13 protein-coding genes are annotated in these 13,671 nt (G+C 42.6%); 1 reads left to right on the top strand and 12 read right to left on the bottom strand.

Annotated features, from left to right (window positions below; translation table 11 throughout):
• The first annotated feature begins 29 nt into the window (after positions 1–29).
• A complete protein-coding gene (locus tag TI10_RS04680) occupies positions 30–389 on the top strand; it encodes a nuclear transport factor 2 family protein (protein WP_049582059.1) in 360 nt (119 codons plus the stop codon).
• Between the two features lie 180 nt (positions 390–569).
• Here TI10_RS04680 and cheZ read toward each other — a convergent pair whose 3' ends face one another.
• The 12 genes from cheZ to flhD form a co-directional block, all read right to left on the bottom strand.
• Positions 570–1,220, bottom strand: coding sequence for a protein phosphatase CheZ (gene cheZ / locus TI10_RS04685; RefSeq protein WP_049582060.1), 651 nt, complete (start codon positions 1,218–1,220; stop codon positions 570–572).
• Between the two features lie 9 nt (positions 1,221–1,229).
• A complete protein-coding gene (gene cheY, locus TI10_RS04690; protein WP_049582061.1) occupies positions 1,230–1,619 on the bottom strand; it encodes a chemotaxis response regulator CheY in 390 nt (129 codons plus the stop codon).
• 195 nt (positions 1,620–1,814) lie between these two features.
• Positions 1,815–2,867 carry a protein-glutamate methylesterase/protein-glutamine glutaminase gene (locus TI10_RS04695; protein WP_049582062.1) on the bottom strand — a complete coding sequence of 351 codons (1,053 nt, stop codon included), beginning with the start codon at positions 2,865–2,867 and terminating at the stop codon, positions 1,815–1,817.
• Positions 2,860–3,750 (bottom strand): protein-glutamate O-methyltransferase CheR, encoded by an 891-nt coding sequence (cheR, locus tag TI10_RS04700; protein ID WP_049582063.1) that lies wholly within the window; start codon positions 3,748–3,750, stop codon positions 2,860–2,862. The genes TI10_RS04695 and cheR overlap by 8 nt, the downstream gene beginning before the upstream one ends.
• Before the next feature lie 6 nt (positions 3,751–3,756).
• Entirely contained in the window at positions 3,757–5,391 is a 1,635-nt protein-coding gene (locus TI10_RS04705) for a methyl-accepting chemotaxis protein (protein ID WP_049582179.1), read from the bottom strand.
• 53 nt (positions 5,392–5,444) lie between these two features.
• Positions 5,445–7,139 (bottom strand): methyl-accepting chemotaxis protein, encoded by a 1,695-nt coding sequence (locus TI10_RS04710; RefSeq protein ID WP_049582064.1) that lies wholly within the window; start codon positions 7,137–7,139, stop codon positions 5,445–5,447.
• A 168-nt stretch (positions 7,140–7,307) separates the two neighbouring features.
• Entirely contained in the window at positions 7,308–7,805 is a 498-nt protein-coding gene (gene cheW, locus TI10_RS04715) for a chemotaxis protein CheW (RefSeq protein ID WP_049582065.1), read from the bottom strand.
• A 53-nt stretch (positions 7,806–7,858) separates the two neighbouring features.
• A complete protein-coding gene (cheA, locus tag TI10_RS04720) occupies positions 7,859–9,904 on the bottom strand; it encodes a chemotaxis protein CheA (protein ID WP_049582066.1) in 2,046 nt (681 codons plus the stop codon).
• Between the two features lie 2 nt (positions 9,905–9,906).
• The gene (gene motB / locus TI10_RS04725; protein WP_049582067.1) at positions 9,907–10,908 is read right to left on the bottom strand and encodes a flagellar motor protein MotB; all 1,002 of its coding nucleotides are present in this window, start codon (positions 10,906–10,908) and stop codon (positions 9,907–9,909) included.
• Positions 10,905–11,792 carry a flagellar motor stator protein MotA gene (gene motA / locus TI10_RS04730; protein ID WP_049582069.1) on the bottom strand — a complete coding sequence of 296 codons (888 nt, stop codon included), beginning with the start codon at positions 11,790–11,792 and terminating at the stop codon, positions 10,905–10,907. The genes motB and motA overlap by 4 nt, the downstream gene beginning before the upstream one ends.
• A gap of 136 nt (positions 11,793–11,928) precedes the next feature.
• Positions 11,929–12,510, bottom strand: coding sequence for a flagellar transcriptional regulator FlhC (flhC, locus tag TI10_RS04735; protein WP_036807309.1), 582 nt, complete (start codon positions 12,508–12,510; stop codon positions 11,929–11,931).
• A gap of 3 nt (positions 12,511–12,513) precedes the next feature.
• Entirely contained in the window at positions 12,514–12,864 is a 351-nt protein-coding gene (flhD, locus tag TI10_RS04740; protein ID WP_036775787.1) for a flagellar transcriptional regulator FlhD, read from the bottom strand.
• Positions 12,865–13,671: the final 807 nt, after the last annotated feature.

Genomic DNA, 13,671 nt, shown 5'->3' on the forward strand with positions numbered 1-13,671 from the left:
CAAATAAATAAAACAGAGGACAAAACATAATGAACCGAATAGATGAATTAACCGCAGAGCTTCTCAGCTCAATGAATCAGTATGACCTTAAACGACTGGATAATATTTTTTCTGAAGATATTTCAATTTATTATCCGAGCCTCCCACCAATGGTAGGTAAAAAGATGTCGCTTAATTTTCTCAAGAAACTTTTCTCAAATTTTGAATATTTACATTTCACGCAAACTGGTTTTATTGCTAATAATAATCAGGCTTGTATTATTTGGGAAAATGAAGGACGTCGTAAAAATAGTGATATTTATAGCAATATGGGCGTGACATTAATCGAAATTATGGACGATAAAATAATTCTCCTCAGCGATTACTTTAAATTTGAAGTGCCTCATTAAGTAGGATATCGCTGTAATAAAAGTTTGGTGTTCTCTGGATGTTGTATTTGGTTTAGATATTATCGCTACGCTCTTGTTTTAGAAGGTAAAGAGAATAAGATTAATACCGATCAATACTATCAATCATATTTCCGGGAAATCTTTGATCCTGAGTGGCAGGTTTACCCCTGCCACATTTATTCAGAAACCTAAACTATCCAGTAGATCATCAACCTGAGCCTGATTAGCAATAACACCCACGCCATTTTGGTTCACCTGCGGACCATTTAGCAAACTGTCAGTCTCTTTCTTGGTTTTCGCCATCTGATCAGCCGGCATGTTTTCCATCAATACCATCACCAACTGTTTTTCTATTTCCTGAATAACATCCATCATCCGCTTGATAACCTGACCGGTAAGATCCTGAAAATCTTGCGCCATCATGATCTCCAGCAGTTGAGCGTTAGTGAATGCGGTATGTTCAGGTACCGTATTGAGGTAATTCCGGGTATCCATAACCAACGAACGCGCCACAGGCATCTCAACAGGGTTTTCAAACCACTCATCCCAACGTTTTTTCAGTGATATTGCCGATGACTCTAACTCATTTTGGCGAGGTTGCGCCGCTTCAACGCAATTAAGCGCCCTTTCCGCCGCCTGCGCTGTCATCTGCACAACATAGTCCAAACGTTCTCTCGCATCAGGTATTGCCTCAGCCGCCTGAGCAATAGTTTTATCCAATCCCAACTCACGTAAGCTATCACGCAACATACGCGTGAGCTGGCCGATACGGCTGATAATTTCACTGGTGTTAATGGTCTCATCCCTTGGCATGACTGGATTTACACTCATTATGTCTCCTTAGAGGCCCAGTTTTTCAAATATTTTGTTGAGCTTTTCTTCCAGAGTAGCTGCGGTAAAAGGTTTAACAACATAACCACTGGCCCCGGCTTGTGCGGCGGCAATGATATTTTCTTTCTTCGCTTCTGCGGTCACCATCAAAACCGGTATCTTAGCTAATTGAGCATCTTCACGAATGATTTTTAGTAGCTCTAAACCATCCATGTTGGGCATATTCCAATCAGAGATAATAAAGTCAAATTGAGATGCACGAATCTTAGTCAGGGCTTCTGCCCCATCTTGAGCTTCTTCTACATTATTAAAGCCCAATTCTTTTAACAAGTTACGAACGATGCGACGCATGGTTGAAAAATCATCAACCACCAAAAATCTCAGATCCTTATTCGCCATAAAAACTCCTTGAAATTATTTATCAATCAGCGCAGAGCCGCTTAAAAAATTAAATTTATACCCGCCATCTTTCAAGTTGCCTCTTTGTTGGCTGCGCTCACTCACCCCGGTCACATAGTTATCTATGCTCCCGGGGATTCGCTCCCTTGCCGTCGCGATGCATCTTGAAATCCATAGGGGTATATCCGATAGCGGTTAAATACGGACAGCTTGCCCCAAGCTTATTTTCGCCAGCATTCTCTTGCTCATTTTGAGTATATCCATAACCTCATCCACCGCCCCCATTTGTATGGCCGCTCTTGGCATACCAAACACCACGCAACTTGCTTCATCCTGCGCCAATGTGTACGCGCCAGCTTGCTTCATCTCCAGTAAACCTGCCGCGCCATCACTGCCCATGCCAGTTAGTAACACGCCAACAGCATTTCTGCCGGCAAATTTAGCCACTGATCGGAACAACACATCTACAGACGGACGATGACGATTAACCGCCGGTGCATCGGTAATCAAAACCTGATAATCAGCGCCATTACGGCACAGTTCCATATGGCAATCACCCGGAGCAATGTAGGCGTGCCCCGGCAAAATCCGTTCGCCATTTTCAGCCTCTTTTACGGTAATTTGGCTAAGTTTATTCAGTCGTTCAGCAAAAGAACGGGTAAAACCAGGTGGCATATGCTGAGTAATGAGCAGTGCCGGGCTGGTGACAGGTAACGGTTGCAACAAATTTTTTATGGCTTCCGTTCCGCCAGTAGAAGCCCCTACTGCTATCAGCTTTTCACTGGATAACAAAGGCTTAAAACTTAACGGAACAGAACTTATCGGCGTGGCTATTGGCACAGATAGTTTAGCCTGTGCTGCTGTCCGTATTTTCTCCGCAATAAGTTCACTGTAAGCCAGCATGCCTTCACGAATACCCAATTGAGGTTTGGTTACAAAATCAACAGCGCCAAGTTCCAATGCCCTTAATGTGATTTCAGAACCTTTGGCTGTCAAAGAGGAAATCATAACCACTGGCATTGGCCGTAAGCGCATTAATTTTTCCAGAAAATCAATACCATCCATACGCGGCATTTCAACATCCAGTGTGAGTACCTGTGGGTTATGCTTTTTAATCAGATCACGTGCTACCAGTGGATCTGGCGCACAAGCCACTACCTCCATATCCGGGTGGCTATTGATGATCTCTCGCATGATTTGACGCATCAGCGCTGAATCATCGACACAAAGAACAGTTATTTTATTCATGACCTCTCCTTGCCCGGCCTACACCGTAAACGGTCTGTCCTTGCAAGTAGAATTCCCGGCTTATTTGAGTGACATTTTCAGAATGCCCTGCAAAGAGCAATCCATCGGGTTTTAACAAAGCAACAAAATGACGCAGTATCCGTTCCTGCGTCTTTTTATCAAAATAAATCATAACATTACGGCAAAAGATGGCATCAAACTTCTCTTCAAACGGCCAATTAGGATCTAACAGGTTTAGATGCTGGAATGTCACCATGTCAGCAAGTTGGGGCCGGACACGCGCATAACCTTCATAAGATCCAACACCTTTATAAAAGTATCGCTTTTTCTGTTGATCGGTCAGTTGACGCAACTCATCCAATCGATAAACCCCTTTGCGTGCTTTTTCCAGTACATGGGTATCAATATCACTGGCAATAATTTTTACTTGGTGAAAACGTTCCCCCAATACATCGCTTAGCGTCATTGCTATCGAATATGGCTCTTCTCCTGTCGATGCCGCTGCACTCCATACCCGATACGCTCCATTCTTCTTACTTGCATGTTTAGCTAACAGAGGAAAATGATGAGCTTCCCTGAAAAAAGCCGTCAGGTTAGTTGTCAACGCATTGACAAATTCCTGCCACTCCTCACTACCCATGTCGTTTTCAAGAATGAACAGGTATTGCCCAAAATCACGTATTCCAAGGGTACGCAAACGCCGAATTAAACGGTTGTAAACCATCTCCCGTTTATGTGCGGCCAGCACAATACCCGCACGTTGATAGATAAGCTGGCAGATGCGCTTAAAATGCGCATCTGACATGGTATAACGCTGAATCATGTGATTCAGCGGCGAAGATGACAAACTACTTGTCGCTGAAGCAATTAAACTTGGTTTCATCTGGCCTCAACGAGTCTGACTGACTGCCCCTTCGCTATCCGCAGACCTCAGCGTCAGTGAAAGTTCATTTTCAAGCTTATTTTCTGAATTATCAGGTAACTCAAACTGCGCCACTATTTGCACCAAAATATCGGCCTGGTCTTCAAGCGCTGCTGCTGCTGCTGCCGACTGTTCAACCAATGCAGCGTTCTGCTGAGTAACTTGATCCATTTGTGTAACAGCTTGTGCTACCTGATGAATACCCCGACTTTGCTCATCAGATGCCGCAGCAATTTCAGCCATCAGATCCGTCACCTGATTTACAGAAACGACCAATTCATTCATGGTCTTCCCTGCATGGCTAACCAATTCAGAACCTTGGCTTACTCGCTGAACGGATTCACTAATTAATGTTTTAATCTCTTTTGCTGCTTCGGCACTTCGTTGAGCCAGATCCCTCACTTCGCCGGCAACAACAGAGAAACCTCGGCCTTGTTCACCTGCCCGCGCGGCTTCTACTGCCGCATTCAGCGCCAGAATGTTGGTCTGAAATGCAATACCATCAATAACGCTGATAATGGCGCTGATTTTCTGTGAGCTATTGGCAATCGCATCCATTGTCTCCACAACATCAACGGTCAGTTCACCCCCTTTAGAGGCTGTTTTCGATGCAGACACCGCCAATTCACTGGCCTGGCGAGCATTTTCCGCATTCTGACGTACAGTTGCAGTCAGTTGTTCCATACTGGCTGCCGTTTCTTCTAGTGAGGCCGCTTGCTCTTCTGTGCGGGAAGAGAGATCAGTATTACCCTGAGTAATTTCCTGAATACCGCTATACATCAAGTTAGTATTCTCTTTTACCAAAGTAATGGAATTAACAAGTGAACGTTGCATTTCGCGTAATTTTAGGAACACTTCGCCAATTTCATCTTGGGTGAAAACAGAAACTTCTTTATTGAGTTTTCCTTCCGCAACATTCTGGAAGTGACTACGCATATTGGCAAAAGGTCTGAGAAGATTCTTTTTTAACCACCAATGAGCCGCCCAGGCAACAACCAGCACCATTAAAATCGCACCTGCAAACATGGCAACTGAAATTCGGTAATAAAGACGACCATCTTGAACGGCGGTTGTAATCTCCTCTCCGATATACTGCATATATTGATTGAAATCGGATTCAAGTTGCTGCTGATACTTTTCCGTCGGCTGGTTTAAGAATGCATCATAATTACCACTTTCTAAAAAAGCCGAAAGTTCTCTAAGCGCTTTGATATATTCTTTATAACTGGTTTCTACTGAGGCCAATAATACGCTACTACCATCCTCTTCATTTAATTTAGGTAGCGCAATAAACTCGGCAAAATGCATCTCAGCCCTATCCAAGGTCTCCTTAACATTAGCGATCATACTCTCAATATGAGCTTCAGATTGTTGCAGCGTTTTCCCTACAGCGATTCGATTAAGTGTATTACGCGATTGCAGCAAAGCTGCCCAGCTCAACCCTAAGGTATCTCTCTTCTGTGTTCCCAAATCAATTCGTTCAATATAGGATTGATCTGCGTGAATGATTCCAAGTGATAAACCACTTGAGATTATCTGCATTACACAAAACATCATCAGTAACAGATATAAACTGGTAGATATACGAAGCCTGCCTAACATGTAATCACCTCTGTTAACGGCTGCATATGCAGCCATGGTTATCGCTTAGTGTTTTAAAATGTTTCCCAATTAGCTTGTTCTTCCACGTTGTTGACTTTCTTCAACACCGGTGGATTCGATTTAGCCGGAGGAGTCTTAGCCACAGGCAAATGCTCAATTTTCATTTCAGGTTGAGATTTATCGTCAAGATTCGGCAATTGGAATAGAGAAACCAGTTTCTTCAATCCAGCCGCTTGATCTTCTAGTGCAGCCGCAGCCGCAGCGGATTGCTCAACTAAAGCCGCATTTTGTTGGGTTACCCGATCCATTTCGGAGATAGCCAGACCAACCTGAGTTATCCCTCTGCTTTGTTCATCGGATGCAGATGCAATTTCACCCATAATATCAGTTACACGAGTGACTGAACTGACAATGTTATTCATGGTTTCACCGGCGCTCTCAACCAAGACAGAACCGGTATCTGCGCGGCTGACTGAATCTTCTATTAATGCTTTGATCTCTTTTGCTGCCTCAGCACTACGCTGTGCAAGGTTACGCACTTCTCCTGCCACAACCGCAAAACCGCGCCCATGTTCACCGGCACGCGCGGCTTCCACGGCGGCATTCAGCGCCAAGATGTTAGTCTGGAACGCAATAGCATCAATAACACTGGTAATATCGGAAATCTTCTGAGAACTGCCGGCAATTTCACGCATTGTCTGTACAACATTCGCCACAACTTTCCCACCCTGGCGTGCAACTTCAGAAGCACTATCAGCCAAGTTACTTGCCTGACGAGCATTTTCTGCATTTTGACGTACAGTTGCGGTCAATTGCTCCATACTGGCGGCGGTTTCTTCCAAAGAAGCAACTTGTTCCTCAGTGCGCGAGGAGAGATCATTATTTCCCGCGGCAATTTCACTGGTTCCGTTATAAATACTTTCACTGCTCTGACGAACACTAGTGACAGTAGTGATAAATTCTTTTTGCATATGCTTCAGGCCAATGGCTAACGTACTCATCTCATTTCTGCCTGAAACAGTAATATTTTGTGTCAAATTACCGGTAGAAAGCGCCTTAATGTTCTCCAATAATTTGTTTAACGGATTGAGCAAACTATGCTTGATGCTAACCCAACTAAAAATCATGGCTGAAACCAGAATCAGCATGACAATACCCAACATAATCATCGCATTTCTGTAGGAGATATTTGCATCAAATACCACATCAGAATAGAGGTGATCGTTTTGGGTCAAATAGAAGTTATATTCTTCTTCAAAAGCACTCTGATATTTGCCCGTTGGCTGATTGAAAAATTCTACCGTTCGATCATGTTCAAGCAGAACAATAAGCTCATGCAGCGCTGAAATATAAACATCATAGGCTTTTTTAAGACGATTAAGACTTTCCGATTCATGAATAGGCAATTGAGCAGTCTGTTCGTATTGTTCAAAGCGCTGTTCTGCGATAGAGAGATTACTTCTAGCATCAGTCAGTAACTGCTCCAACGTGTAGTAATTATCGACACTCTCATCTTTTTTCATCATATAGCGAATGCCAGCACGGTTCAAACTGTTACGAGCTTGTAACAAATTAACCCAAGTTTCATTCAAAAATGTCTGCTGTTCCCGCATTTTATCCAGTATTTCTAGGTTTTCTTTGTTACTTTTCAACTCATGAAAGAAAAGTCCCCCGGATATAAATTGCAGAGCACCAAATAATATGATGACCGCCATCAGCCCGGTCACTATTTTCATTCGGTTAAACATGTTTTCCCTTTTTACAATAGATCAGCATGGCTTTGTTATCGGCATCACCAAGGGAAACTTTACTGGTTGAATAAAAGAAATTTGAATATTTTTTCTGATTTGGAATTTACGGGAATTATAGACAAGAATTGACTGCCATCTGTCGATGATGGCAGCCACATTTAATGATTAGTTTTTAGCCACTGAATCGACTAACGCCATCTCTTCACTATTAAGCAATTTCTCAATATCCACTAAAATCAGCATGCGATCATCGAGTGAACCTAATCCCGTTAGATATTCAGTAGATAATGTTACTGCAAATTCAGGCGCCGGACAGATTTGCTCAGCTTTGAGCGATAAAACATCCGAAACACCATCAACCACAATACCAACCACCCGGTTTAATAGATTCAAAACAATAACAACGGTATTATCATTATAGGTAATCGTTTCCTGAGCAAATTTAATTCTCAGGTCAATAATAGGCACAATAACCCCACGTAGATTGGTTATTCCTTTAATGAATGCTGGAGTATTCGCAATACGAGTAACCTGATCATAGCCCCGGATCTCCTGTACTTTCAGTATCTCGATACCATACTCTTCATCACCCAGGGTAAAAACCAAATATCCTTCCCCGGCAGTTTCTCCTGACAATTTATTAAACGCTTCTATGGCCGACATGATTTTACCTTTCACTGTGAGATTGACGATTTTCTACAGGGATATTTCCCCATTCAGTGCTTATTTTTTGCTAATAACTCAGCTTTGCTAAATGCCAATTGGTCATGATTGAGTTGCTGCAAAGCAGAAACATCAATAATCAGCGCCACGCTACCATCACCCATAATTGTGGCAGCAGAGATCCCCGGTACTTTGCGATAGTTACTTTCGATATTTTTCACGACCACTTGATGTTGTCCAACTAATTGATCAACCAGCAAAGCATAACGACGGCCAGCACTTTGTACTATCACAATAATTCCTTGCGTCGGATCTGTTTTGGCATCAGGAATATCAAAAACTCGATGTAACTTAATCAGCGGCAAGTATTCTCCTCTGACATGCAGTAATTTTTCATCGCCAGCCAAAGGATAAATATCTTCTTCCTGCGGCTGGAGAGAACTCACCACCGCACTCAACGGCAAAATAAACACTTCGTCATTAACTTTCACTGACATACCATCAAGGATTGCCAGTGTCAGAGGCAACAAAATCCGCGTCACTGTCCCTTTACCGGCCTGGAAGTTAATCTGGATCTGTCCTCCCATTTCCTGAATATTTCTCTTAACCACATCCATTCCTACACCACGGCCAGACACATCTGTTACAACTTCAGCAGTGGAAAAACCAGGAGCGAAAATCAACATAGCAACTTCTTCATTGCTCATATTTTCACTAACCGACAATCCTTGTGACATCGCCTTAGCCAGAATCTTTTCACGATTTAGCCCAGCGCCGTCATCCACAACTTCAATGCAGATATTTCCTCCCTGATGTTCAGCAGAAAGTGTCAGGTTGCCTGTTTCAGGTTTGCCCACACTAAGCCGAACCTCTGGCTCTTCAATACCATGATCCAGACTGTTACGGACGAGATGAGTTAAGGGATCAATAATGCGCTCGATTAAACTCTTATCCAACTCAGTGGAACTGCCAACCAAAGTGAGATCCACTTTTTTATTCAACTTGCTAGCAAGATCCCTGACTAAACGCGGGTAACGGCTGAACACATATTCCATTGGCATCATACGAATAGACATCACAGATTCTTGCAAATCTCTGGAATTTCGCTGCAACTGCACCATGCAATTTAGCAAATCACCATGTAAAGTCGGTTCAAGAGCGCTACAGTGCTGAGCTAACATAGATTGGGTAATAACCAATTCACCAACCAGGTTTATCAGTTGATCAACTTTCTCAACCGCAACCCGAATACTGGAAGATTCTGCCCGTTGACGCGGCGATCCTGCCGGTGGTGTCGGCGCAGGGCGCCCGACAGGCGGAGTGGAGCCTTTTTCCGGCATAGTTGTTTTAACGACGTTAGCTGTATCTTTATTTTTAACTTTGTCTTTGGGTTCAGCTACCGGCAAGAAAGTGATCTGTTCCGGCTCAATAACAAAACAGAGCACTGCGGTGATATCGTCCTCTGTGGCTGATGTTACCAATGATGCTTCAACGCTATCTCTAGTCTGTTCAGCATCGTAAACCTCCCCCAGATTACTCAGCTCATCAAGCATCAGAGAAACTTCACGCTCTTTCAGACCAGAAAGATGAACTCGAACTCTGCCTTGCTGGTTTTCAGCCGCAACAAGTTCCGATTTTAATTCTGGCTCAGATTCAGGCACCTCCGGCGTCACCGCATCTACGACAGACTCAACCCCGCCTTCATTCTCTTCCTGTACTTCCAATGCAAGCTGGCGCAAAGTCTCACAGATGTAGGTAAACGCACTTTCATCTGGCTCCTGAGAACTTTTATAGGCATCCAACTGTTGCTGCATAATATCTTTCGCTTCTAAAAACAGGTTGATAATATCAGTCGTCAGACTCATTTCATCTCGTCTGGCGCTGTCCAGCAAATTTTCCAGAACATGGGTGGTTTGCTGTAGTTTGATAAAACCAAAAGTCGCAGCGCCACCTTTTATTGAGTGAGCACTACGAAAAATAGCATTCAATTGCTCCTGATCCGGCTCATCAGGATCGAGCTGCAATAGATGCTGCTCCATATCCTCCAGCAATTCGTCTGCTTCATCAAAAAAGGTCTGATAAAACTCGGTAATATCCATTGTTACTTTGTCACCTTAGTCGGTACACGATTAGGCTCAGCGCTCAGCGATGTTAGTGCTGGCTGGGCCAATACTGTGATTTCATTGGACTGTTGTGTTGGCCTATTCTCAGTCGAATCCTTTCCAATCACCTCGTGAATTTCCTGACTATCATTAATAATCAAGGAATCGCTGCCGGTGTTTTGCTGTTCAATCCGCTCTTCCGCTTGTTTATTGAGCACTAAAATACTGATGCGACGGTTAACTGGTGCGCTGGCATCTTCCTGTTTCAGGCGAACCGTTGAAGCCATGCCAACCACCCGCAATATCTTTCCTTCATCCAGCCCACCTATCAACAGCTCTCTCCTTGATGCATTCGCCCGATCTGCGGAGAGTTCCCAGTTACTGTAACCACGCTCGCCATTGGCATATTTCAAATCATCGGTATGACCGGATAGGCTGATTTTATTGGGAATATCGTTCAAGATTGGTGCAATAGCCCGCAAAATATCACTCATGTAACTTTCAACTTTTGCACTGCCAACCGTAAACATTGGCCGGTTTTCCCGGTCAATAATTTGGATACGTAACCCTTCATCCATCATGTCAATCAACAGATGTGGACGTAATGCTTTAAGGCGAGGATCTGTAATGATCAATTGATCAAGTTGCTCACGCAGCCTATTTAATTTGCGTGCCTCATCATTAGCTTCAACGACTTTAACCTGACGCAGAATATCGCCTTCCTGATGCAGCACATCTTCCCCCCCTCCCGGAATAGGATTGGAGCTATCACTACTACGCTCCCCTTTATTGATTGCAACTTGTAATGGGGTACGGAAATATTCTGCAATTCGGGTCAGTTCTTGCGGGCTGGAAATTGCCAGCAGCCACATAACCAGAAAAAATGCCATCATGGCGGTCATAAAATCAGCATAAGCAATTTTCCATGAACCACCATGATGTTTGATGCCATTTCTTTTACGTCTTTTTACCCTAATGACAGAGACGTTACGCGCCTTCATACTTGTTCTTCAGTTTCTTGCTGGACAGGCGCTTTTACCCGGCGAACATGTTCTTCCAACTCAGTGAAAGAAGGACGATCTGTGAGGTACAGTGTTTTACGGCCGAATTCAACCGCAATTTGCGGAGCATAACCATTCAGACTGGATAACAATGTTACTTTAATGCATTGCATCATTTTAATGTGTTCACCACTGCGTTGACGAAGCAACGTTGCCAGTGGTGAGATAAAGCCGTATGCCAGCAAAATACCGAGGAACGTCCCAACCATTGCATGAGCAATCAGCACGCCAAGCTCCCCTGCCGGGCGATCTGCCGAACCTAAAGCATTAACAACCCCCATAACTGCGGCGACAATACCAAAAGCAGGCAGAGAATCTCCAACCATCGTCAAACTGGTTGCCGGGATCTCGCTTTCCTGTTCATAAGTTTCAATTTCTTCATCCATCAGAGCTTCAATTTCATGAGGATTCATATTGCCGCTGACAATCAATCGCATGTAGTCGGTGATAAAATCCATCAAATGCTTATCCTTAAGCAAACGCGGATACTGGGTGAAAATATCACTCTGCTGAGGATGTTCGATATCCCGCTCCAATGCTAAGACACCCTGCATGCGGGATTTTGCTAGCAACCGGAAAAGCAGCGCCATCAGATCCATATACATGACTTTGTTATATTTAGATCTACGCATTACCTTTGGCAAAACACGCAATGTTGCCTTAATCGCTTTTCCGTTGTTACCCACAATGAAAGCACCGATACCAGCACCAGTGATAATTAAAAATTCAGCGGGTTGATAAAGTGCGCCCAAATGACCACCTACAATCAGGTAACCACCGATTACCGCACCAAAAACTACGATATATCCTAAAAATACTAACACGCGATATCCTTTAGCTAAGTTGGTGAGCGGATGGGAAATTGAACAGTCTGAATCCAGAATAGTTGTGGTTTCAATACAGGTTACAGGAGAAAAAGTACCAATCCGTAACCTGTAGGAATAATTTTCCCATTTAAATTCATACTGCGTGCTGAGCAAGTCCATCCAGCAGTTGTGAATTAGTATCGGCAGACTGAGAGGAAAGTTTACGTTTTTTTACTGCACGCGATGGCGGTTGGCAAAGGCTACAAACAAAGCTATTCACAGGTTGATGAGCATGAGTAATAAAAGTTCCACCACAGGTACGGCACTGTGAAGGTTGCAACATGCCACTGTCGACAAAACGTACCAAAGTCCAGGCACGAGTCAACGCCAAAACCGGGGCGTCTCCTTCAACAGGGGGACATTGTTCAAGATAGAGCCGATACGCTTTAACAACAGCTTCTACACCTTCACAATAACCACTCTTGAGTAAAAAACGATAGGCATTATAGAACATTGATGAATGAATATTCTGTTCCCATGTCATAAACCAATCTGTTGAAAAAGGCAGCATCCCTTTTGGCGGGGGACTCCCCCTCAATTCTTTATAAAGCTTAATTAGTCGCCCTCTGCTCAATTGCGTTTCACTTTCAAGCATTTGCAACCGCGCCCCCAAAGTGATGAGTTCCATCGCCAACTGTATATCCTTAGCTTCTTGAACTATACTTTTCTCGGCCATCTCTTATGCTCTTTTTTTCACTGATGTATCGTCTTTCGAAGATAACTTTTGAAATAAATGAGTAGATAACAAAATGCCTGTATGTATTTGTTGTAAATCATCCACTCGAGACTCCCTGGTAAGCTGCTGAATAGTTTCACTGTCTTCGAACCGGAAATTACAGACTAATTGATTAGTCTCAGCGAGCTTGACCAACTGAGGTAATGTCAATTCAGACAACGTATCAGCCATAGAATCACTAATACCTAAACGGAACATCGCTGATGCTTTTTCATGGTTAATTAATCGCTGAGCTAAAAGCAAATACGATAAATTTATGTCATAAATATGTTTGAGCAATTCAACCGTACTCATTTCTCTATCCCGTCCGATTACATTAAAAAATCAGTTAAGTGTTCGAAAAACCACTCGTGACAAAATTCCTAAAATAGCTTAGGGATTAATAATCTCTTACATAACTAAAATATACAGGCTTAGTCAGAGCAGTAACCATCCTTTGTATTACTTTTGATTCATCCAACTTCAAAAATATTACGGTAGTGAGCTACAAAAGTATTATTGCGTTACCTGATATAACATTTTTCATTGGCGATTAAGAATATTCTTAATACGGCACAACTTTACTCCTGAATCATCGACTTATACAACGGAAAGAGGGCGCAATTTTAAATACTATGTGACATAACTCACAAAAACAAGGGCTTTTAATATGCATTTAATCGATGAATTGCTCATTAACTATTCAAACAATTAAATAAAATCCGAATTCTCAATTTTAATAAGTTAAATTCTCTAAATAAAAATATTAGATATATTTTTTGATTTTATACGATCTATTAAACTTATAAATTTAAAATAACGATAAAAAATCCTATCTTTAGTCAAACTAACAACGAAAAAGACAGTTTTATCCCTGAGTATTAAGTGTAAACAATCATCTTATTCTGAGATCCGGTATCTCCATTTGTACGATAAAACAGATTAAGTTTATGTAAAATTTGGTTGCAAAAAAGATACTGGTATGATCACTTTTCGTTTAGATTTGTACTTTTTTTAATCTAAAGACTTAACTAAAAATGTATACCACCATGTGCAGATAACACTAACCATACAAAAATAGCATAAAATACAGTAAGATAATGAATAAAAAAACAACTATAA

This window comes from Photorhabdus luminescens subsp. luminescens (assembly GCF_001083805.1).
Taxonomy (GTDB): Bacteria; Pseudomonadota; Gammaproteobacteria; order Enterobacterales; family Enterobacteriaceae; genus Photorhabdus; species Photorhabdus luminescens.